The sequence below is a fragment of the Pseudoroseomonas ludipueritiae genome (assembly GCF_014490445.1).
Taxonomy (GTDB): domain Bacteria; phylum Pseudomonadota; class Alphaproteobacteria; order Acetobacterales; family Acetobacteraceae; genus Pseudoroseomonas; species Pseudoroseomonas ludipueritiae.
The window spans coordinates 1-20,417 of record NZ_JACTUZ010000072.1; the positions used below are offsets into that span (position 1 = coordinate 1).

General features: G+C 67.9%; 21 protein-coding genes. 5 read left to right on the top strand and 16 right to left on the bottom strand.

The features are described from left to right. Positions 1-807: ABC transporter ATP-binding protein (locus IBL25_RS15360; protein ID WP_408897636.1), on the bottom strand; the 807-nt coding region annotated here is incomplete at its 3' end. A 2-nt stretch (positions 808-809) separates the two neighbouring features. Further along, positions 810-1,862 (bottom strand): extracellular solute-binding protein, encoded by a 1,053-nt coding sequence (locus IBL25_RS15365; RefSeq protein ID WP_187779424.1) that lies wholly within the window; start codon positions 1,860-1,862, stop codon positions 810-812. A 442-nt stretch (positions 1,863-2,304) separates the two neighbouring features. Here IBL25_RS15365 and IBL25_RS15370 point away from each other — a divergent pair, with 442 nt between their 5' ends. Next, complete coding sequence (locus IBL25_RS15370; protein ID WP_187779425.1) at positions 2,305-2,883, top strand: DedA family protein; 579 nt, start codon at positions 2,305-2,307, stop codon at positions 2,881-2,883. Positions 2,884-2,901: 18 nt separating this feature from the next. On the opposite strand, the gene IBL25_RS15375 is transcribed toward IBL25_RS15370, so the two are convergent. Then, entirely contained in the window at positions 2,902-4,071 is a 1,170-nt protein-coding gene (locus IBL25_RS15375) for an acyl-CoA dehydrogenase family protein (protein ID WP_238940459.1), read from the bottom strand. A 179-nt stretch (positions 4,072-4,250) separates the two neighbouring features. Continuing rightward, the gene (locus IBL25_RS15380; protein WP_187779426.1) at positions 4,251-5,003 is read right to left on the bottom strand and encodes an IclR family transcriptional regulator; all 753 of its coding nucleotides are present in this window, start codon (positions 5,001-5,003) and stop codon (positions 4,251-4,253) included. A 575-nt stretch (positions 5,004-5,578) separates the two neighbouring features. Here IBL25_RS15380 and rpoD point away from each other — a divergent pair. Beyond that, on the top strand, positions 5,579-7,351 hold the full coding sequence (gene rpoD, locus IBL25_RS15385; protein ID WP_238940460.1) for an RNA polymerase sigma factor RpoD: 1,773 nt from the start codon (positions 5,579-5,581) through the stop codon (positions 7,349-7,351). A 42-nt stretch (positions 7,352-7,393) separates the two neighbouring features. On the opposite strand, the gene IBL25_RS15390 is transcribed toward rpoD, so the two are convergent. Next, positions 7,394-8,110 carry an IclR family transcriptional regulator domain-containing protein gene (locus IBL25_RS15390; RefSeq protein ID WP_238940461.1) on the bottom strand — a complete coding sequence of 239 codons (717 nt, stop codon included), beginning with the start codon at positions 8,108-8,110 and terminating at the stop codon, positions 7,394-7,396. A 98-nt stretch (positions 8,111-8,208) separates the two neighbouring features. On the opposite strand from IBL25_RS15390, the gene IBL25_RS15395 reads away from it, so the two are divergent. The 3 genes from IBL25_RS15395 to pcaF are packed head-to-tail and all read left to right on the top strand — an operon-like array spanning position 8,209 to position 10,782. Continuing rightward, positions 8,209-8,904, top strand: coding sequence for a 3-oxoacid CoA-transferase subunit A (locus tag IBL25_RS15395; protein ID WP_187779429.1), 696 nt, complete (start codon positions 8,209-8,211; stop codon positions 8,902-8,904). Next, entirely contained in the window at positions 8,901-9,557 is a 657-nt protein-coding gene (locus IBL25_RS15400) for a 3-oxoacid CoA-transferase subunit B (RefSeq protein WP_194433733.1), read from the top strand. The genes IBL25_RS15395 and IBL25_RS15400 overlap by 4 nt, the downstream gene beginning before the upstream one ends. Positions 9,558-9,573: 16 nt before the next feature. Next, entirely contained in the window at positions 9,574-10,782 is a 1,209-nt protein-coding gene (pcaF, locus tag IBL25_RS15405) for a 3-oxoadipyl-CoA thiolase (protein WP_187779430.1), read from the top strand. A 21-nt stretch (positions 10,783-10,803) separates the two neighbouring features. Here pcaF and IBL25_RS15410 read toward each other — a convergent pair whose 3' ends face one another. The 11 genes from IBL25_RS15410 to IBL25_RS15455 form a co-directional block, all read right to left on the bottom strand. Next, entirely contained in the window at positions 10,804-11,547 is a 744-nt protein-coding gene (locus tag IBL25_RS15410) for an FkbM family methyltransferase (protein WP_187779431.1), read from the bottom strand. A gap of 572 nt (positions 11,548-12,119) precedes the next feature. Then, on the bottom strand, positions 12,120-12,620 hold the full coding sequence (locus IBL25_RS26940) for a hypothetical protein (protein WP_238940462.1): 501 nt from the start codon (positions 12,618-12,620) through the stop codon (positions 12,120-12,122). After that, positions 12,617-13,261 (bottom strand): nitroreductase family protein, encoded by a 645-nt coding sequence (locus IBL25_RS26945; RefSeq protein WP_367615617.1) that lies wholly within the window; start codon positions 13,259-13,261, stop codon positions 12,617-12,619. The genes IBL25_RS26940 and IBL25_RS26945 overlap by 4 nt, the downstream gene beginning before the upstream one ends. 54 nt (positions 13,262-13,315) lie before the next feature. Continuing rightward, positions 13,316-14,728, bottom strand: coding sequence for a TRAP transporter large permease (locus IBL25_RS15420; protein WP_187779432.1), 1,413 nt, complete (start codon positions 14,726-14,728; stop codon positions 13,316-13,318). Between the two features lie 21 nt (positions 14,729-14,749). Beyond that, positions 14,750-15,298, bottom strand: a complete 549-nt coding sequence (locus IBL25_RS15425; protein WP_187779433.1) for a TRAP transporter small permease subunit — start codon at positions 15,296-15,298, stop codon at positions 14,750-14,752. Between the two features lie 70 nt (positions 15,299-15,368). Further along, positions 15,369-16,472, bottom strand: a complete 1,104-nt coding sequence (locus IBL25_RS15430; protein WP_187779434.1) for a TRAP transporter substrate-binding protein — start codon at positions 16,470-16,472, stop codon at positions 15,369-15,371. A gap of 100 nt (positions 16,473-16,572) precedes the next feature. Continuing rightward, positions 16,573-17,154 carry a YajG family lipoprotein gene (locus IBL25_RS15435; RefSeq protein WP_187779435.1) on the bottom strand — a complete coding sequence of 194 codons (582 nt, stop codon included), beginning with the start codon at positions 17,152-17,154 and terminating at the stop codon, positions 16,573-16,575. A gap of 24 nt (positions 17,155-17,178) precedes the next feature. Beyond that, positions 17,179-18,504 (bottom strand): NAD(P)/FAD-dependent oxidoreductase, encoded by a 1,326-nt coding sequence (locus IBL25_RS15440; protein WP_187779436.1) that lies wholly within the window; start codon positions 18,502-18,504, stop codon positions 17,179-17,181. 65 nt (positions 18,505-18,569) lie between these two features. Next, a complete protein-coding gene (gene fabG / locus IBL25_RS15445; RefSeq protein WP_187779437.1) occupies positions 18,570-19,289 on the bottom strand; it encodes a 3-oxoacyl-ACP reductase FabG in 720 nt (239 codons plus the stop codon). After that, positions 19,286-19,729, bottom strand: a complete 444-nt coding sequence (locus tag IBL25_RS15450) for a 3-hydroxylacyl-ACP dehydratase (protein WP_187779438.1) — start codon at positions 19,727-19,729, stop codon at positions 19,286-19,288. Before IBL25_RS15450 ends, fabG begins: the two co-directional genes overlap by 4 nt. Beyond that, positions 19,723-20,417, bottom strand: a 695-nt coding sequence (locus tag IBL25_RS15455) for a beta-ketoacyl synthase chain length factor (RefSeq protein ID WP_187779439.1), incomplete at its 5' end; no start/stop codon positions are given. The genes IBL25_RS15455 and IBL25_RS15450, both read right to left, overlap by 7 nt.

A 20,417-nucleotide genomic window follows, 5' to 3' on the forward strand; every position in this document is an offset into this window, starting at 1 on the left:
GGCGGCGCGCAGCGCGGCGCCGCCCTCCGCCCGCAGCACCCCGCCGGGTTCCAGCACGCCCCTGATGCGCGCGGCGCGGCCGACGAAGGTGGCGACGAAGCGCGTGGCCGGGCGCTCGAAGATCTCCTCGGGGGCGGCAAGCTGCTCGACCCTGCCGGCATTCATCACCGCCACGAGGTCGGCCATGGCTAGCGCCTCGACCTGATCATGGGTGACGAAGACCGTGGTGGTGCCAAGCCGCTGCTGCAGGGCGCGGATCTCGTCCCGCACCCCTTCCCGCAGCTTGGCGTCCAGCGCGGAGAGCGGCTCGTCCAGCAGCAGCAGGTCGGGCTCGATGGCCAGGGCGCGGGCCAGGGCCACGCGCTGCTGCTGGCCGCCGGAAAGCTGGCGCGGCTTGCGGGTGGCCAGGGCGGAAAGGCCCACCAGTTCCAGCGCCGCCTCGGCACGCCGAGCGCGCTCGGCGCGCGGCATGCCCTGCATCTCCAGCCCGAAGGCCACGTTGCCGGCGGCGGTCATGTGCGGAAAGAGCGCGTAGGACTGGAAGACCACGCCCATGTGCCGCTTGTGCGGCGGCAGCGCGGTGACATCCCGCCCGCCGACCATGATGCGGCCGGCATCCGGTGTCTCCAGCCCCGCGATCATGCGCAGCGTGGTGGTCTTGCCGCAGCCCGAGGGCCCCAGCAGGGCCAGCAGCGCGCCGCGTGGCAGGCCCAGCGAAACCTGGTCCACCGCCGGCGCGGGCGCGCCGGCATAATGGCGGACCAGGCCATCCAGCCGCAGATGCGGCGCGCTATCGGTGGCAGCCAAGGTCACGGCGCCGCCGTCACGACCTCGCGCCGCCAGCGCTGGTTCCAGCTGTCGCGCAGCTTCTGCATCTCGGCCCAGTCGATGTTCACGATGCTGTCGCGGTATTGCGGCGCCATGGCGGTGCGGTTCAGCGCCTCGGGCGCGATCTGAGCCTTGGTATTGGTCGGGCCATAGAAGACGCGCTCGGTGAAGGCCTTCTGCGCCTCGGTGCCCAGGGCGTAGGCCATGAAGGCGCGCGCCTGGGCGGCGTTCCTGCTGCCGGCAACCACGTTGATGGTGTTGATCTGGAAGGCGGTGCCTTCCTTCGGCAGCACCACGCCGACGCGGCCCCTAGACTGGATGCTCGCCAGCTGGGAGCGGGCATTCCAGTTGGTGGTGAAGTCCACCTGCCCGCTGACCACCACCGTCACGGCATCGGGTTTCGGGTCGAAGGTCTGGGTATTGGCGGCGATGGCCTTCAGCGCCGGCAGGGCCTTGGAGATGTCGCTCCACTTGCCGCCATTGGCATGGGCCAGGATGGCCGTCAGCGCCAGGCCCTGGATATTCGGCGGCCCACCAAGGCCAACGCGACCGCGCCATTGCGGGACGGCCATGTCGGCAAAGCCCGTCGGCGCGGTCTTCACGTTCTCGGTGTTGTAGATCATGACCAGGTTGTCGAAGGTCACGCCCGGGCCGCATTCGCCGCCGGCATCCCGCGCCTGCTGCGCGATGTCGTTCAGCACCGGAAGCTGCTGTGGCGTCACCTTCTCGACCAGCCCCTCGGCGCAGGCCAGGGCGGCGGTGGTGGTGTCCATGATGACGACATCCACCTGCGGGTCGCCCTTCTGGGACCGCAGGGTGCCGAGCATCTGGGCGCTGCCGGGATTGGCGAAATACTGCACCTGCGTGCCGCTGGCCTTCTGGAAAGGCTCGATCACGGCCGAGACGTAGTTGTCCTTGAAGATAGAGTCACCGTAAGCCATCACGGTGATCTGGCCATTGCCCTGCGCCATGGCCGGCATCGCTGCCGCGGTCAGGCTGGCGACGCCGAGCATCGTCCCGATCCATCTGGTCATGTGAGCCCCCCTTCTTCTTGGTGTGGCATCATGATCAGCACGGTGAAACGCGGGCAACCCGGTAATCGGCCAAGCCAAGGCTCTCAGGGACGGAAGCGCCCGGAATCCGGGCGGAAAATGGCCGCACCGCCCATTCGGCGCGCAAGCCGGAGCACGATCGGCCGCCAAGGCGTCGCGGGTCGCGCCAGGCGGATGCCACCGGCGCGCACGATTCGCGCCCTCTGAGTTGCATGAGCCTTTTGGTATCACCGAGTGAAACTCAGCGGCTCTTGCTCCTTTCCGCTCTTCCGCCAGCCGCAAGAGCCGACTGCCTCCGCCCATGGCTCAAAACTGGCGCCATGTCGCGAAAAGGCTCACATGGCTGTGAGAGAGTTATTCCTTCGGAGGCCTGTTTAGGGCATCGTCGCCTTCCATCCGCTTCTGGCCGGGGAGATGAATACGAGTGGCGGAGTTCTGGGCGGACTGGGGTGCACTGGCCTATTTGGCCGCCGCCGGTTGGGCCTTCTTTGAAGGCGAGACTTTTGTGTTGCTGGCGGCCGCCGCAGGACGCGCCACGGGCCTGATAGACCCTTGGCTGCTGATGATGTCGGTCTGGATCGGCTCCTTCCTGGGAGACCAACTTTGGTTCACCCTGGGCCGAAAATACGGTACCCGCGCCGTGCGCAAGATTCCGGGCGCGGAACGCAAGATGGCCAGCGCCATCTCCTTCCTGGAGCGCTACGGCGTCCTCTTCGTGCTGACCTTCCGCTTCGTCTATGGCGTCCGGAACGTGGCCTCGGCCGCCTGCGGCGTGGCGAAGATGCCCTGGCTGCGCTTTGCCTGCCTGAATTTCATCGCGGCGGGCCTCTGGGCCGCCTCCTTTGTCAGCGCCGGCTGGTACATCGTCGGCTGGCTGGGGGAAAAGGGCACGATCTACGCGCTCGGCTCCATCGGAGTGGCCGTGGTGCTCTACCTTGGCTTCAAGCTGGTGCAATACTGGCGCCGCCCCGCCGCCACGCCCCCGGCGGCCGAGGAGACCTGAGGGGGCCTCCCCCCCGTTTCAGGGCAGCAGCGCCGCGCGGCCGGCGGCAGTCTGGGCCGCCTCGGACGTGGGGACATGGACGCGGCCGCAGAGCACATCCCGCAGATGCCGCTCGATCGGGTTGCGGCGGCTCAGGGCATGGTTGCCGGCCAGGGAAGCAGCGATCTCCACCGCCCGCACCGCATTCTCGATCAGCACCGCCTTCAGCAGATGTGCTTCCGTCATCGCGGCGGGGCGGCCAGTGTCGTAGTCATGGGCCAGGGAGGTGATGAGCCGCGCATTGGCGGCCAGCAGCCCCTCGATCTCCCCCACCTTCTCCTGCATGCGCGGCAAGGTGGCCAGCGGCTTGCCCAGCCCGCTTGGCACCCGTTCCCGCAGAAAGCCGATGATCCAGTCGCGCGCGGCCCGTGCGATGCCGGAATAAAGCGCACCGAGGGTCACGGCGTTCCAGCTACCGAAGCCCGGATCGGTACCAAGCCAGGCCGCCGGCGGCCGCAGGGCCGCGGCATGGGAGGCAGGCAGGCTGACATCCTCGAAAACCACGTCATGGCTGCCGGTGGCCCGCATGCCGATGTGGTCCCAGCTCTCGACGATCCGCACGCCCGGTGCGCGGGCGGGCACCAGCACCGGGCCGACACGCGGCTCTTCCGCATCGTCGCGCGCCCAGACCAGCATCCAGGCCAGACCCGGCGCCCCGGTGGAATAGATCTTGCGGCCGGTCAGCAGCAGGCTGCCATCCGGCTGCCGCCGCAGGATGGTCTGCGGCAGCCCGCCGCGTGAGGGCGAGCCCATCTCCGGCTCCACCCGCAAGGCATTGAGCAACGCACCCTCGCGCACCGCATCCATGGCCACGCGGGTCCGCAATGCATGCGGCACCAGCTCCTCGCGCGCCAGCGCCGCCTGGTGGGTCAGTTGCATGGCGAAGACCAGGCCGGTGGAGGCACAGCCCTGTGCCACGACACCAATGGCCCCCGCCGCCTCGGTCAGGCCGGCGCCTGCTCCGCCATTCTGGCGCGGCACCGTCAGGGCCAGCAGCCCGGCCCGGTGCAGCTTGGCCATATTCTCGTGCGGGAAGCTGCCGTCGCGGTCATGCGCATCGGCACGGCTCGCGAAGTCCCTGCTCAGCGCGGCAAGGTCGGCGCCGGAGGATCGTGGCGCGAAGGCGAAGGACATGGCGGAACTCTGCAAGGTCAGGCAGCCTTTGGGGGTGATCCGCCTATTACCCTATTCTTTTGGTGTTGATTTGCAAATCACCATTCCATGCGCGCTTATTACGACCCTTCCAGGCGCGCCTGTGGCATGCTGCTGCCCGGATCAGCCTTCGGGCAGCAACCGGATTCCACAGATTTGCGAGCGTGATTATTCTTTCAGGCCGGTTCGGCGCTGACGGGATGCAGCCGCGCCTCCAGCTTCCGCGCCTCTTGCCGCAGCAGGGCCACCACATCAGGGCGACGCTCGGGCAGCAGCCGCTCCGCGATGGCCGAGCAACTGATGGCGGCAATCGGCCGCCCCCAGGCATCCCGCACCGCCACAGCCAGCGCGGTCATGCCGCTGACGATCACGCCCTCGTTCACGGCAAAGCCCCGGGCGCGGGTCTCGGCGACGCCGGCGCGCAGGTATTCGTCGGTGATGGGCGCATAACGGCCAATCCGCTCCGGCGCGGTGGCGGCGATGGCGCGCTCCATCTCCGCATCGGGCAGCGCCGCCAGCAGCGCCAGGGCATGGGCGCTGCAACCCAGCGGCCGCACCGCGCCGACGCGGATGGAAGTCGGCAGGATAGGCGAATCGCCCTCCTCCCGCGCCACGCAATGGGCATGGTGGCCGGTCAGCACCGCCAGCAGCGCCACGTCGCCGGTTTCATCGGCGATTCGCCGCAACAGAGGGGTGCCGAAGCTGCTCAGGTCGAAGCGCTGGGCCGCCGCCCGGCCGATCAGCCAGGCCTGTGGCCCCAGCGTGTATCCGCCGGGGATGGACTGGGCCAGGCCTTCCGCCATCAGCCCGCCCAGCAGGCGGTGTACCGTTGCCTTATGCAGGCCGGACGCCATGGCGAGATCGGTGAGCCGCCAGCAGCGCATGGGCGCGCCGGCCAGATGCCGCAGCAGGCTGGAAGCCCGCGACAAGGTACGGAGACTGCTGTCTGCTTCAACTTCGGCGGCCAAGCGTTTCATCCGCTGGAAGGATAGGAGGTAAGGGTCTTACTCTCCGCTCCGGCCGCCAGGATGAGCAAGCAGGATTCTGTTCACAGCGCAGCCAAATTGTTTCCCCGCAGCCATGGGGTGATGCTTCTCTAGGCAGCCTGTTCTTTTCCGCATCATCCGCGGCGGCGCATCCACCACTTGCGTCCCCGCCCCGTAGGCGCCAAAGACAGCTTGTCCCGCTTGCGCGGAAGCCTGAAACAGGCCTTGTCTGACCCATGGCCCCGCTGTGCCTGTTCTTTCCGCATGCCTGATCATCGGCAACGAATAGGCAATATGACAGTTTAGGGGTGTGTTCGGTCGTCTTACTCCTTATGTATGGCGCCGGTCGCGGAATCGCGCCCTCCCCTCGATGTCGGAATGCCTTCCCGCTCCCCTGCGGCGATGGGCGTCCTGTTGTCGGCGGGCCGGGTGCCGGCGGCCGGCGGGGCGGTCCTCCGCTTCCCCAAGATAGAAAGGGCGCGTGTCTGAGCATGGACGGGATGTTTACGCAGGCGGCGATGGATCAGGACGAAGTGGAAAGCGAGCCCACCCTGCGTGCGCGCACGGGCTCCTACGAGAACTTCCACGAAGGCGCCTGGGGCCGCCGTGAGGGTGATACCCCCGCCGAGGCTCCCAGCCGCTGGGTGGGTGAGGAAGACGAGGGCCAGCCCGAGCCCGACGAGGAGCCGAACGAGGCCGAGGACGCCGAGGAAGGCACCGAGGTTTCCGCCGAGGATGGCGCCGCCGCGGCGCGTGACGGCCAGGGCTCGGACGGCAACGTCGACGAAGCGACGATGAGCCGCACCGATGACCCGGTGCGGATGTTCCTGCGCGAGATGAGCGGCACGGACCTGCTGACGCGCGAGGCGGAGATCGCCGTCGCCCAGCGGATTGAGGCCGGCCGCGACGACATGCTGGCGGGCCTGTGCGAGCACCCCGGCACCTTCACCATGCTGACCTCCTGGTACGACGCCATGGTGCAGGGTCAGGCGCCGCTGCGCGACATGGTGGAAGTGGAGGCCATGGCCGCCGCCGATGCCGCGCAGTCCGTCGAGGCCAGCCCAGAGGGCGACGAGGCCGAGCCCGGCCTGCACTCGACCCTGGAAGAGAAGATGAAGCCAGAGGTCCTGGCTTCCTTCGAGGCGCTGTTCGAGGCCCGCAAGCGCCTGCCGCAGGTTGCTGGCGAGGAAGCCCAGGCGCTGAAGCTGGAGCTGGCGAGCCTGCTGGCCAATGTCCACCTGCGCCCGGCGCGGCTGGACCAGCTGGTGGCCACCGTCCGCGAAGCCAAGCGGAAGCTGATGGCGCTGGACGGCCGCGCCTCCCGCGCTGCTCAGTCGGCCGGCGTCTCGGCCACCGACTTTCTGCGGATCTGGGACGGCAGCGTGGATACCATCGCGCCGATCCTGAAGCTGGAGAAGCCGCGCCGCCGTGGCGCCCCGGTGGTGGACCTGCAGGCCGAGCTGATGAAGGTGCGTGGCGAGATCGCCAAGCTGGAGACCGAGAACGGCCTGCCGGCGCCGCGCCTGCGCGAGGTCTGCAATGCGGTGGCCCAGGGCGAGCGTCAGATGCGCCGCGCCAAGGAGGAGCTGGTCCAGGCCAACCTCCGCCTGGTGGTGCATATCGCCAAGCGCTACCGCAACCGCGGCCTGATGTTTGGCGACCTGATCCAGGAAGGCAATATCGGCCTGATGCGCGCGGTCGAGAAGTTCGACTGGCGCCGTGGCTTCAAGTTCGGCACCTACGCCACCTGGTGGGTACGGCAGGCGATCACGCGTTCGATCGCCGACCAGTCCCGCACCATCCGCGTCCCCGTGCATATGACGGAGACAGCGGCCAAGGTGGCGCGCACCAGCCGCCGCTTCGCCCAGAAGGCGGGCCGTGAGCCGACGCCGGAAGAGCTGGCGGGTGAGCTGGGCATGTCGGCCGACAAGGTGCGGACGGTGCAGCGCCTGGCGCGCGAGCCGATCAGCCTGGAAGCGCCGATCGGCGAAGAGGATGACGGCCGCCTGGGCGACCTGATCGAGGACGAGAACGCGGTGATGCCCTTCGATGCGGCGGCCCGTTCCAGCCTGCGTGACGCGGCGACCAGCGTGCTTTCCGGCCTCTCTCCGCGTGAGGAGCGCATCCTGCGCATGCGCTTCGGCATCGGTGCCGAGAACGAGCATACGCTGGAAGAGGTGGGCCGCACCTTCAACGTGACCCGCGAGCGTATCCGCCAGATCGAGGCGAAGGCGCTGAAGAAGCTGCAGCAGTCCCGGCGGGGCCGGGCGCTTCGCTCCTTCCTGGCGTAAGAAACGAGCAAGGGCGGGATGGGTAACCATCCCGCCCTTTCCTTATCCGGGAATGCGCTCCGCCAGCCGGGCCACGGCGCGGCGCAGGGCGGGCAGGAAGAGCGTCTCCACCACCTCATCCGTCGCGCGGCCGGCATGGGCGCCGATGTTGATGGCGGCGACGCAGCGGCCCCGCATGTCCCGTACCGGCATGGCCACCGAGCGCAGGCCGGGCTCCAGTTCCTCATTCACCAAGGCATGGCCGAGGGTGCGCGCGGCCACCACGGCGACACGGGTATGCCCGGCCGCCTCCGGCGGCAGGTTGGCCAGGAAAGCCTCCAGCCGCGTCTCCGGCAGCATCGAGAGCAACGCGCGCCCAAGCGAGGTGCAATGCGCCGGCAGCCGGCTACCAACCCCCAGCGAGACCGACATGATCCGCCGCGCGGCGCTGCGCGCCACGTAGATCACGTCTGGCCCGTCCAGGATGGCGGCGGAGCAGGATTCATGCACTGCCTCCCGCACCGCTTCCAACTCGGGTTGCAGGATCTCGGGCAGGGCGGTGGAGGAAAGATAGGCACCGCCCAGCCGCAGCACGCGCGGCGTCAGGGTGAAGAACTTCCCGTCGAACTCGGCATAGCCGAGACTTTGCAGCGTCAGCAGGCAGCGGCGGGCGGCGGCGCGGGTCAGGCCGGTGGCGCGGGCGATATCGGCGATGCTGGCGCGTGGCCGCTGCGGGTTGAAGGCCTCAATGACCGCAAGTCCGCGCGCCAGGCCGCCCAATGTGTCAGCCCTGTCCGGTTCTGTTCGCATAGCGCACAGCGTTGCGGAAATCGCCCAAAGGAGTCAACGTCGCTGTCAGCGATCGGGAGGACGATGGCATGATCAACAAGCAGGTCCGTGACATGGCGGAAGCCATGGCGGGCATTCAGGACGGCGCCACGGTGCTGGTGGGCGGCTTCGGCTCCGTGGGGCAGCCCGATGCGCTGATCGACGGGCTGATCGAGCAGGGCGCGAAGGATCTGACCGTAGTCGCCAACAATGCTGGCGCCGGTCGTGTCGGACTGGCGCGGCTACTGGAGCTGCGGCGGGTGCGGAAGATCATCTGCTCCTATCCGCGCAGCGCCGGCTCGGTGGTTTTCGAGGAACTCTTCCGCAACCACGAGATCGAGCTGGAAGTGGTGCCGCAGGGCACGCTGGCGGAGCGGCTGCGCGCCGCCGGGGCCGGCATTCCGGCCTTCTACACCCCCACCGGCTTCGGCACGCTGCTGGCCGAGGGCAAGCCCACCGCCGAATTCGAGGGCAAGGGCTGCGTGCTGGAAACCGCGCTGAAGGGTGACGTCGCCCTGGTGCAGGCGGAGTTGGCGGACCGCTGGGGCAACCTGACCTTCCGCAGCAGCGGCCGCAACTTCAACCCGGTCATGGCCACGGCGGCGACGATGACGATCGTGCAGGCCAACAAGGTCGTGGAACTCGGCAGCATCCCGCCGGAAGCGGTCATCACCCCTGGCATCTACGTCAACCGCGTCGTGCATGTGCCGGTCGATGGCGCGGCGGCGCAGGAGAAGGCGGCATGAACGACGTGTCCTTCCAGGCGCTCTCCCGCCGCCAGATGGCGGAACGCATGGCGCGCGACATCCCCGAGGGCTGGTACGTCAATCTCGGCATCGGCCTGCCGACGCTGGTGGCCGATTTCGTGCCGCCGGAGCGCGAGGTGATCTTCCATTCCGAGAACGGGCTGCTGGGCATGGGCCCCGCCCCTGCCCCGGACCAGGCCGACCCCTGGCTGATCAATGCCGGCAAGCAGCAGGTGACGCTGCGGCCGGGCGGCTCCATCTTTCATCAGGCGGACAGCTTTTCCATCATCCGCGGCGGCCACCTGGACCTTTGCGTCCTCGGCGCCTTCGAGGTAGCGGAGAATGGCGACATCGCCAACTGGGCGACCTCGGCGGCCGATAATGCCCCGGCCGTGGGCGGCGCGATGGATCTTTCCGCCGGCGCCAAGCAGCTCTGGGTGCTGATGGAGCACACCACCAAGGACGGTCAGCCGAAGCTGGTGGAGCGCTGCTCCTACCCGCTGACGGCCCTGGGCGTGGTGACGCGCATCTATACCAATCTGGCCGTGATCGAGGTGGGGCCGCAGGGCTTCACGGTGCTGGACATGGTGCCCGGCCTGACGCTGGAGGCGCTGCAGGCGCAGACCGGCGCCAAGCTGCGGCTGGCGGCCTGAAAAAGAGGAAACGTTGATGACCGAAGCTTTCATCTGTGACGCCATCCGCACGCCCATCGGCCGCTATGCCGGCACGCTGGCGCCGATGCGGGCCGACGACCTAGGCGCCATCCCGATCAAGGCGCTGATGGCGCGCAACCCCGGCCTCGACTGGTCGGCGCTGGACGACGTGATCTTCGGCTGCGCCAACCAGGCCGGCGAGGACAACCGCAACGTCGCCCGCATGTCCTCCCTGCTGGCGGGCCTGCCGGATACCGTGGCCGGCAGCACCATCAACCGCCTCTGCGGCTCCGGCATGGACGCGACCGGCACCGCCGCCCGCGCCATCAAGTCCGGCGAGGCCGAGATCATGCTGGCCGGCGGCGTCGAGAGCATGACCCGCGCCCCCTTCGTGCAGGGCAAGAGCACCGAGGCCTTCAGCCGCGCCGCCGAGATCTATGACACCACCATCGGCTGGCGCTTCATCAACCCGCTGATGAAGGCGCAGTACGGCGTGGATTCCATGCCGGAAACCGGCGAGAACGTGGCGCAGGATTTCCAGATCTCGCGCCAGGACCAGGACCTTTTCGCCTTCCGCAGCCAGCAGCGTGCCAAGGCGGCGATGGAATCCGGCCGCTTCGACGAGGAGATCGTCCCGGTCGAGATCAAGCGCCGCAAGGGCGATCCGATCATCTTCTCGAAGGATGAGCACCCGCGGCCGGAGACGACGCTGGAGGGCCTGGCCAAGCTCGGCACGCCCTTCCGCAAGGAAGGCGGCACCGTGACCGCCGGCAATGCCTCGGGCGTCAATGACGGCGCCGCCGCCATCCTGGTGGCCAGCGAAGCCGCCGCCGGCCGCTACGGCCTGACGCCGCGCGCCCGCGTGGTGGCCATGGCGACGGCCGGCGTGCCGCCGCGCATCATGGGCTTCGGCCCGGCGCCGGCGACCAAGAAGGTGCTTGAGAAGGCCGGGCTTTCCCTCGCCGACATCGACGTCATCGAGCTGAACGAGGCCTTTGCCTCCCAGGCCTTGGCGGTGATGCGCGACCTCGGCCTGCCTGATGACGCCGAGCATGTGAACCCGAATGGCGGGGCCATCGCGCTGGGTCATCCGCTGGGCATGTCCGGCGCCCGCATCGTCATGACGGCGGTGGCCGAGCTGCACCGCCGCAAGGCGCGCTACGCCCTGGCCACCATGTGCATCGGCGTCGGCCAGGGCATCGCCATGGTGCTCGAGCGGGTCTGATCTCCCGAGGGCAGCCCGGCTTCAGGCCGGGCTGCTCAGCGCCGGGTTGCGCCAGACCTGGGTGCCGTCATGTGATGTCATGGCCACCAGTGACTTGGCGCCCTGCCGCCAAGTGAACCGCGGCGGCTTCTCGTTCTCCAGCACCCAGCCGTGGCGAAAGAACAGGTCCATCAGGTCGCCGTGCAGCTTGGAGTCATGTGTGCCGGCAATCACGTAGCGAACCTTCGCGTTCATGCGCTCAATGGCGGCTTCGCAGAGGCTGGCTTCCCAACCTTGCACATCGATATGCACCAGGTCCCAGAGCGGCTGCTCCTCCAGCAGGTCGCCGATGGCAACGATATCGACATCCAGCCAGTCCTCGAAGTGCCGGCCGATATGGTCCTGGCCATCCTGCCCCACCGCATCCATGGGGCGCGAGCCCCAGTCACCGGCCGGATCATGGACCTTCGGCCACCGCGCCTTCCCTGCCTCGGGGCCGACTGCCGCCTGGATCAGCCGTTGCGCGGCAGGGTCGATCCCATTGTCGCGCATATGCCGCAACAGGAACTGGTAATGACCAGGGTCGGCCTCGACGGCATAGAGCTTGATGTCTTCGATGCCGAGGTGACGCGCCGCCGCCGCCGCGCCGGCAGACCAGGGGCCCCAGCCGGCACCGAGTTCCATGGAGACCCAGCGGCCCCTAGCGGAGAGCACGCTTTTGAGCAGCCCGATCCACTCGATCGCTTCGGAATGCCAGCCATCATCCGGCACCGGCAGGCCGAGCATCTTTTCGTCCAGGTGCTCGCAGCCTGATACGAACTCTGTTCGCATCGTACGCCCAGGAAGTTGGTGATGCTGCCGGGCTCAGGTTCCCGCCGAATGCCACGGAAGCGGTCGAAGATAGCGAGGTCCTGCTGGCTGTAGCCAGCATAGATCGCGAGTGGAAAGACAGCCGGCGGTGGCAAGGGGGCAGCAGGCTGAGGCGTGGATGGCGTCAGTGCCATCACCATACCTTCCAGCTTGCGCAGGCGCTCGGCCGCCTCCGTGGTGCGATGCGGCATATAGGCCAGCCATCGATAAAGGCGGCCACCTCGTTCTTCCTGCGTTATTTCGGGCCTCAACACGCTTCCCCCTCCGGCACCAAGCCGGACGCATCATGTTGTTCCAACTTCCCAACAACTTCCAGAGGGGGTGCAGGACGAACCTTCGGCGCGGTTATGCCTGTTCCGTGCCTCCCGCTGGCGGAGGGACGCCACGCGGCATCTGAAGAGCCGCTTTTCCGCCCTTCGCGAAAGCTCGCCCCTGGCTGGTGACGCAGCCAGGAACGGGGACAAGGTACTTGGGGAGCTATGGGGCAGCTATTGCAACTGCCCCGGCATGGGCATGACCACCTTCCCTGGCGGCGGCACCAGCAAGTGGCGGCGGAGCGCGGCGCCGCTTTCGGGCAGGTGGTGCCCGGCCTCATTCAGTGCCGCTACCAGGCGCAGCGCACTGCTGCGGGCGGCCAGGGCGGCGCCCGGCATGGCCATGGTGGCCAGCAGGGCCAGGGCCTCGCCCTCCTGCCGTTCCTGTACCAGGGCGAAGACATCCAGCAGCGCCCGCTCATCTGCGCTGACGATGTCACAGCAGACGCAGTTCACTTCCAACAACCGGGTGGCGCCCTGGCTCAGCACCCACATGAAGCCATCGAGATAGCCGGCGGCTTCCGGCGCACCCAATTCGGCGTAGATATCGGCGATACGTTCCGCGACATCGCCGTCCCGGCAATAGCCGACCACCCAGGCCTGCATGGTCCAAAGCAGCGCATTGTCCAGCAGCGGCAGCACGCTGCGCGGCGCATCATTGGCGGCATAGATCATCCTGCTTCTCCTGAAGCCGGCAAGAAGGCCGGTCCATTCGCTGACACGGGCGTCGAGGGCAGGACGACGGGGTTCAGGGCGGGGCTCGGCCGGGGTACCGATGTGGCGAAAGCCGCCAAGCCGCGCTTCCGGCGGCAGCCGGAGGGTTGTGGCGACCGCAGGGTCATAAGCATTGGGACCGTGGCCCAGATGCCGCCGAAGCCCAGAGCATGCAGCGCATTCAGCATGGTCATCGCGGCGGCACCCACCGGCAGCATCTGCTCGATCTCGGGACTTTTGTGGCCCGGCTGGATCTGCACATCCAGCGCCAGGATCAACGGCACGGAAAGGATGCGCGCCCGCTGCCGGCCCAGTAGCGCCTGCGGCTCCTCCGGGTCCCTCGCCCGCATCGCTGCCTGCAATGCGTTGGCCCAGGCGGCGCGGGCCTCGCCCCGGATCAGCACGGAGCGCCAGGGCGGAGCCGGCGTAGCCGGGCGCCTGGAGGCCGGCTTGCAGTACCTGCTCCAGAGCCACGCCTTCCGGCGTGGGCTCCCGCGGGGCGGAGGCGGAAGCACGGGATAGCAGGCATCCATCGGGGTCAACGGTTCATCCTCCTCCGGCTCCAGCGGCGCCGGCCAGATGATGCTGCAATTGCAATTCATTTGCAATTGAGTGGATGAAAAAGGCGGGCGGGGAACCCCCCGCCCGCCGTTGCCTCATGGGAAGGTGATAGGCGCGTCGCTATCCGGGATATCGGACGACGGGATCTCGATCTTCACGGTGCTCGGGTCCACGCCGGTGCCCTTATCCAGCCAATAGGTCACGCTCTCCGGCCAGAAGATGACGATGGCGACCAGGATCAGTTGCAGGCCCACCCACGGGATCGCGCCCCAGTAGATGTCCCGCGACCGCACTGTCTTGGGCGCGATGCCGCGCAGGTAGAAGAGCGCGAAGCCGAAGGGCGGGTGCATGAAGCTGGTCTGCATGTTCACGCAGAGCAGGACGCCAAACCATACGAGGTCGATATCCAGCTTGGCGGCCGCCGGCACCAGCAGCGGCACGACGATGAAGACGATCTCGAAGAAGTCGAGGAAGAAGGCCAGGAAGAAGATGAAGATATTGACGAAGATCAGGAATCCGGCCTGGCCGCCCGGCAGATGCGACAGCAGATGCTCGATCCAGAGCCCGCCATCCACGCCCTGGAAGACGAGCGAGAAGACCGTGGAGCCAACCAGGATGAAGATCACCATGGCGGTCAGCCGCATGGTGTTCTGCATGGCCTGGTTCACCAGCGGCCAGGTCAGGCGGCGGTTGATGGCAGCCAGCACCACGGCACCCACGGCACCCATGGCGCCTGCCTCTGTCGGCGTGGCCAGGCCCAGGAAGATCGTGCCCAGCACCAGGAAGATCAGCACGATGCAGGGCACCATGCCCTTCAGCACGCGCCAGATGAGCGGCCAGCCGCGCGGGCCCAGGGCCTCATCCGGCAGGGGCGGCACCCGGTGCGGCTGGAAGATGGACACCGCCGCGATGAAGCCGATGAAGAGCAGCACCTGCAAAATGCTCGGCCCAATGGCGCCGGCATACATGTCGCCCACCGACCTGCCCAGCTGGTCGCCCAGCACGATCAGCACCAGGGAGGGCGGGATGACCTGCGTGATGGTGCCTGAGGCGGCGATGACGCCCGTGGCGATCCGCATGTCATAGCCATAGCGGATCATGATCGGCAGCGAGATCATGCCCATGGCGATGACCGAGGCCGCCACCGTGCCGGTGATGGCGCCGAGCACCGCGCCCACCAGGATCACGGCATAGGCCAGGCCGCCGGGCACCTTGCCGAAGAGCTGGCCGGTACCTTCAAGCAGGTCCTCGGCCAGCCCGCATCGCTCCAGGATGGCGCCCATCAGCGTGAAGAAGGGAATGGCGAGCAACAGCTCGTTCGACATGATGCCGAAGACGCGCAGCGGCAGGTTGCCAAGATAGGCCGTCGTGAAGAAGCCCAGTTCGATCGACAGGAAGCCGAAGAACAGCCCGACCGCCGCCAGGGAGAAGGCAACCGGGAAGCCGATCAGCAGGAACACGACGAGGCCGCCGAACATCAGCGGCGGCATCACCTCAAGGGAGAGCATCTGGGATGGGCTTCCGGGTTCTTATTGCTCGGGACGCACGTATTCGACCACCACCTCGCCCGCCGGCTGGATGCCGCGGAGCAGGGCGATGCGCTTGATGAGTTCTGCGAACCCCTGCAGCACCAGCAGCAGGAAGCCCAGTGGCAGGAGCAGCTTCACCGGCCAGCGCAGCAAGCCGCCGGCATTGGAGGACTGCTCGTTGCGGATAAAGGCATCAAGGAAGAAGGGCCAGGTCATCCAGGTCAGCAGGATCATGGCCGGCAGCAGGAAGAGGATGAGGCCGAAGACATCGACCCAGAGCTTCCCGCGCTGGCCCAGGCTGCCATAGACCAGGTCCACCCGCACATGCTCGTTGCGCACCAGGGTATAGGAGGCGCCGAGCATCACGATGCCGGCGAAGAGATACCACTGCACTTCCAGCCAGGCATTGGAACTGTAGTTGAGCGTGTAGCGCATTGTCGCATTGCCGGCACTGATGGCGCAGGAGAGCAGCACCATCCAGTCGGCTATCCAACCGAAGGCACCGCTGACCTTGTCCATCGCACGGCTATAGGCCAGAAAGGGACCCATCCGGCGGTTTCCTCCTCGAACTGGTAATCAGGGCAGGCAGGCGCCGTGCGGCCACACGGCGCCGCCGGCATCAGCGCCGCTGCTGCTGTTCCTGCCCATACATGAAATAGGCGAACTGGTCGAAGCTGTATTCGGTCACGCGGAACCAGCCGTATTCATTGTCCCGGAAGGCCTTCCAGTGCTCGTAGACCTTCTTGAACCTGGGGTTCTCGGCCGAGATCTCGTCATACAGCTCGAAGGCAGCCTTGTAGCAGGCCTGCATCACCTCCCGCGGGAAGGGGCGCAGCTGCGTGCCAGCCGCAACCAGGCGGCGTAGCGCGGCAGGGTTCTGCACGTCGTACTTGGCCATGGTCTCGATGGTGGAATCGCGGCAGGCGCTTTCCAGCACTTCCCGGTAGAGGGGCGGCAGCTCCTCCATCTTGGCCTTGTTGACGTAGAGGGAGAGGTTCAGCGAGCCTTCCCAAAAACCCGGGTAGTAATAAAAAGGCGCGACGCGGTTGAAGCCCAGCTTCTCGTCGTCATAGGGCCCGACCCATTCGGCGGCGTCGATGGTGCCCTTCTCCAGCGCCGGGTAGATGTCGCCGCCGGCGATCTGCTGCGGAATGACGCCAAGCTTCTGCATCATGCTGCCAGCAATGCCGGCGATGCGGAACTTCAGCCCGTTGAGATCCGCGACTGTCTTGATTTCCTTGCGGAACCAGCCGCCCATCTGCGCCCCGGTATTGCCGGCCGGGATGGAGACGATGTTGTAGCTCTCGAAGAACTCCCTCAGCACCTCGCGCCCGCCGCCCTGGATCAGCCAGGCATTGGTGTGCCGCGTGTTCAGGCCGAAGGGCACCGCGCCGTCGAAAGCGAAGGTCGGGTCCTTGCCGGTGAAGTAATAAGATGCGGTATGGGCGCATTCCACCGTGCCGTTCTGCACGGCATCGGCCACCTGCAGGCCCGGCACCAGCTCACCGGCCGGGAAGGCTCGGATCTGGAACTTGTTGTCCGTCAGGGCGGCGACGCGCTTCGCCACATGGTCGCCGGCACCGAAGATGGTGTCGAGCGAGCGGGGGAAGCTGCTGGCCATGCGCCAACGGATCTCCGGCGCGGTCTGGGCGATGGCCGGGGCGGCCAGTGCGGTGGCGGTGCCCGCCAGGGCACTGCCAGCCAAAAGGCGGCGGCTGATCATTCCTGTTCTGCTCCTCTTGGAGTCCCGGCGGCATTGATGCCGTCCCTGACGCCAGTGTGATGCGGAACAGCGCCGCTGTCACCTTGTCTTGTCGAAACGTTCAGCGCAGCGCGGCGGCAAAACCGGGCTTATCCAGGATACGGTCGATAGCCTGGCTCATCGTACTCAGCGCGATGCCTCGCAGATCCTCCACCGATCCGAAGATGCCTCTGGAGAGCGTGATCACGCTGCCGCCAACCTGATAGGCACGCTCGCGGTCTGTCAGCACTTGGGCGTTACTGCTCGTTGTCAGCGTCACCATGAATTCGACTGTGGCTTCCCGCCGGCTGTACTGATTGGCGTCGAATTGCAGAATGGTCACGTTCAGCACATAGCGCGGCGCCGCCGGGGCCAGCATGCCGCGGGCGGCCAGCGCATCGGCGAAAGCCTGGCGCACCACCTCAGTCACGGGGGACGGTGCCTCCAGCCGCTTCATCGGGATGCCGAAGCCGTCGCGGATCGTGCCGATCCAATAGGGGTTCTCCCGCCCGTCCTGCCGCTGGTCCGTCACAGCCCCCACGGCCACCACGGGGCGCGACACCGAGGCCGGCTGAACCGTCGGCGCGTAGGTCATCGGCAACTGGGTGGTGCCGCAGGCGGCGAGGCCAAGGCACAGCAACGACAATGCGAACAGGCGGCGCATCAGCGATTCCTTTGAAGAACGGATCTAGGCGGGCTGCGGGGCAGGCTCCACTTTCCTCAGCGTGCCGCCGCGCAGGCGGTAACCCAGGCGATGCGCCACGGAGAGCACGCCATAGGTCGCCTTGAAGGCCAGCACCGGCAGCTGCCGGTTGGTATTGGCATGCACGTCCCCGGCCAGCAGGCTGACCAGCCCGTCCCGCATGCGGAAGCGGTTGGAGGGCTGCATGAACATGTCCCGCAGCACCGGCCGGTTGATGCGGTAGATCAGCCAGGACATGGAGGCGATGGCGCGCTGCACCTTACGCTCGAAGCTGCGCATCAGCGGCGCGGCGCGGGCGGGGTCGTCCAGCCAGACATCCACCGCCTCCGCCCCCAGTTCCGCGCTGGCCATGGCCAGCATGACGCCGGAGGAGAACACCGGGTCGACGAAGGCGAATGCATCGCCCACCATCATCCAGCCCTGCCCCATCATCTCGCTGGCGCGGTAGGAGTAGTTGCCGGTGGTGGTAACGGGGGAGACCAGCTCCGCCTGCTCCAGCCGTTCCCGGATCGAAGGGCTCTGGCGCAGGCTCTCCATCAGGAAAGGCTCGAAGGCGCCCTTCCGGGTCTTGAAGAATTCCGGCCTGCTGACGATGCCGACGCTGGTGATGCCGCCAGGCAGCGGGATCATCCAGCACCAGCCCCGCGGCAGCAGGTGGATGGTGATATTGCCCTCGTGGCAGCCCTCGCAGGGCGTCACGCCGCGGAAGTGGCCGTAGAGCGCGGCGGTGTTGTTATGCGGGTTGCGCTGCTTGCCGCCCCGCTGCCCCGCCAGCAGCGTATCCCGCCCCGAGGCATCGATCACGAAGCGCGCCAGCCAGGTGCGCGTGGCGCCGGAGGCATCCCGCGCCGTGACGCGGGAGCCATGCACCGGGTCCAGCGCCACATCCAGCACGCGGGTGCCCTCATGCGTCTCGGCCCCCGCCGCCGCCGCGTTGCGGAACAACAGCTCGTCGAACTCGGCGCGCTTCACCTGGTAGCTGTGGGTGTAGTTCTTGTTGATGCCGTCGGCGAAGGAGAAGGAGACCTTCGCCCCGTGCTCGTCCGAGATGAAGGAGGCACCGGGCTTGAAGACGCCCAGCGCCCGCACCTGCTCCGCCACCCCTAGCTTCTCGAAGATCCGCAGGTTCTGCGGCAACAGGGATTCGCCGATATGGAAGCGCGGATGCACCTCCTTCTCCAGCATCACCACCTTGCGGCCACGGGCGGCCAGCAGGGCGGCGGCGGTGGAGCCGGCGGGGCCGCCGCCCACGATCAGCACATCGCAGCGTTCCGCCAGGATCTCGGCGTCGGAGGTGGAGTCGAGCGGCATCGGTTCCTCATCCAGAACGACCCCGCCTGTTTAGCAGCAACCGGTGGCGCGACAACACCCTCCGCTCAGGCCAGCCCGCCATTGATGGAAATGGTCTGCCCGGTGATGTAGCCGGCCTGATCGGAGGCCAGGAAGCCCACCAGATCGGCCACCTCCTCCGGCCGCCCGGCGCGGCGGGCGGGCACCATCCTCGCGATCTGCTCCCTGGTCATCACCGCTTCCACGGCGGGGCTCTCGATCACGCCCGGGGCCACCACATTGGCCGTGACGCCGCGCGGCGCGCATTCCAGCGAGAGCGAGCGGATCGCACCCCCCAGCCCCGCCTTGGCGGCCGCGTAATTCGCCTGCCCCCGGTTGCCCATGATGGCCGAGACGGAGGAGATGGCGATGATCCGCCCCCAGCGCGTGCCGATCATCGGCAGCAGCAGCGGCTGCGCGACATGGAAGAAGCCGTTCAGCGACACATCAATGACGCCGTGCCACTGCGCCGCCGTCATGCCGGCCATGGGCGCGTCGTCATGCGTGCCGGCGTTATGGACCAGCACCTGCACCGGGCCGGCCTCCAGCAACTGGTTCAGCGCGGCCTCGCAGGTGCCCGCATTGGTCAGGTCGAACTGCACCGCCTCGGCGCTGCCGCCATTCCCGCGGATCTCATGCGCCAGGGCGCGGGCGCGGTCGATATTGGCATTGGCGTGCAGGATGACATGCAGCCCATCGGCCACCAGGCGGCTGGCGATGGCGGCGCCGATCGGGCTGCCGCCGCCGGTGACAAGCGCGCGCTTCATGCGACCCCCTGCGGCAGGATGATGGCGGCCTGGCCGGCCAGCAGCACCCTGCCCCCGCCCGAGACCTCGAAGGCATAAACAAAGGAGCGCGCTTCCCGCGCCAGGGCCTTGGCCTCCACCGCCAGATCCTCCGCCACGTCGTCCAGCCGCGCGGCGCCGAGCGTCAGGTTGCGCAGGCTGGCGAGATAGCCCGGCGGCTGCGGCCCCTCACCCCTTGTCAGCGCGCCATGCACGGCCATGGCCTGCAGCGCGTATTCCACGCCGCAGACGGCCGGCAGCATTCCATCCCGCCGCAGCGGATTGCCGGCATCGCGATGGGATGTGGCGGCGCAGCGGATGCTCTCGGCATCCCAGCCCAATACCCGGCCGAGCAGGCACATGCTGTCGGCATGCGGCACCAGGGCCGCGATGGTGTCGTGCTCCAGCGGCGCTGTCAGCATGGGGAGACCTCGACCTCCAGCCGCGCATCGTCCAGCAGCGGCCAGACCAGGGTGGTGGCGGCGCCGGCGGCCAGGGCGGCCAGCAGCGGCAGGGAACGGGCGGCCGGGTTGCCCTCCGCCAGCTTCTGCCAGGGAGAGGGCGTGGCGGGCGCGCTGCCGGGCAGGTGGCGCAGGGTCAGCGCGGCGCGGGTGGCGGCTGTGGGCTCCGGCGTCAGCACGCAGGCCATGGCAAAGGGAAAGGCGGTGGGATGCATCGGCGCCAAAGGTCCCACCAGCGGCGCGTCATAGGCGCAGAAGAGCACTGGCACCCCCCGCCCCGCCACCTGCGCCGCCGCCTGCAACAGCCCCAGGGCAAAGCTGTCCTGGTGGCAGCCGATGCTGATGGAAGGCCTGGTGGAATGCGCGCCGATGCCCCAGTAGCCCGCCGCCGCATTATGCACGGAATTATGGAACTGAGTGGGAGAGACCTCGCCATCCGGCGCCGCGAGGCTGTCCAGGATGGCGCCGACCACCGCGCCATCGCCATTGGAACTAGCGAAAACGGTTTCCAGCGTCTCCGGCGCCACACCGGCGGCCTCCACGGCAGCGGAGGCGGCGGCCAGTGCCAGCCGGACCACGAGGCCAGTGCGGCGGCGCTCGGTCGGCGCCAGCATGGCGGGCGGCGGCACCACGGCGGGGGCATCCCGCC

What these genes read in the sequence shown, in the direction of transcription:
- IBL25_RS15365 (WP_187779424.1), bottom strand. Translation starts at nt 1,862, where the DNA reads ATGACCAGATGGATCGGGACGATGCTCGGCGTCGCCAGCCTGACCGCG.
- rpoD (WP_238940460.1), top strand. Translation starts at nt 5,579, where the DNA reads ATGGATCAGGACGAAGTGGAAAGCGAGCCCACCCTGCGTGCGCGCACG.
- IBL25_RS15395 (WP_187779429.1), top strand. Translation starts at nt 8,209, where the DNA reads ATGATCAACAAGCAGGTCCGTGACATGGCGGAAGCCATGGCGGGCATT.
- IBL25_RS15400 (WP_194433733.1), top strand. Translation starts at nt 8,901, where the DNA reads ATGAACGACGTGTCCTTCCAGGCGCTCTCCCGCCGCCAGATGGCGGAA.
- pcaF (WP_187779430.1), top strand. Translation starts at nt 9,574, where the DNA reads ATGACCGAAGCTTTCATCTGTGACGCCATCCGCACGCCCATCGGCCGC.
- IBL25_RS15410 (WP_187779431.1), bottom strand. Translation starts at nt 11,547, where the DNA reads ATGCTCGGCCTGCCGGTGCCGGATGATGGCTGGCATTCCGAAGCGATC.
- IBL25_RS26940 (WP_238940462.1), bottom strand. Translation starts at nt 12,620, where the DNA reads ATGATCTATGCCGCCAATGATGCGCCGCGCAGCGTGCTGCCGCTGCTG.
- IBL25_RS26945 (WP_367615617.1), bottom strand. Translation starts at nt 13,261, where the DNA reads ATGAATTGCAATTGCAGCATCATCTGGCCGGCGCCGCTGGAGCCGGAG.
- IBL25_RS15420 (WP_187779432.1), bottom strand. Translation starts at nt 14,728, where the DNA reads ATGCTCTCCCTTGAGGTGATGCCGCCGCTGATGTTCGGCGGCCTCGTC.
- IBL25_RS15425 (WP_187779433.1), bottom strand. Translation starts at nt 15,298, where the DNA reads ATGGGTCCCTTTCTGGCCTATAGCCGTGCGATGGACAAGGTCAGCGGT.
- IBL25_RS15430 (WP_187779434.1), bottom strand. Translation starts at nt 16,472, where the DNA reads ATGATCAGCCGCCGCCTTTTGGCTGGCAGTGCCCTGGCGGGCACCGCC.
- IBL25_RS15435 (WP_187779435.1), bottom strand. Translation starts at nt 17,154, where the DNA reads ATGCGCCGCCTGTTCGCATTGTCGTTGCTGTGCCTTGGCCTCGCCGCC.
- IBL25_RS15440 (WP_187779436.1), bottom strand. Translation starts at nt 18,504, where the DNA reads ATGCCGCTCGACTCCACCTCCGACGCCGAGATCCTGGCGGAACGCTGC.
- fabG (WP_187779437.1), bottom strand. Translation starts at nt 19,289, where the DNA reads ATGAAGCGCGCGCTTGTCACCGGCGGCGGCAGCCCGATCGGCGCCGCC.
- IBL25_RS15450 (WP_187779438.1), bottom strand. Translation starts at nt 19,729, where the DNA reads ATGCTGACAGCGCCGCTGGAGCACGACACCATCGCGGCCCTGGTGCCG.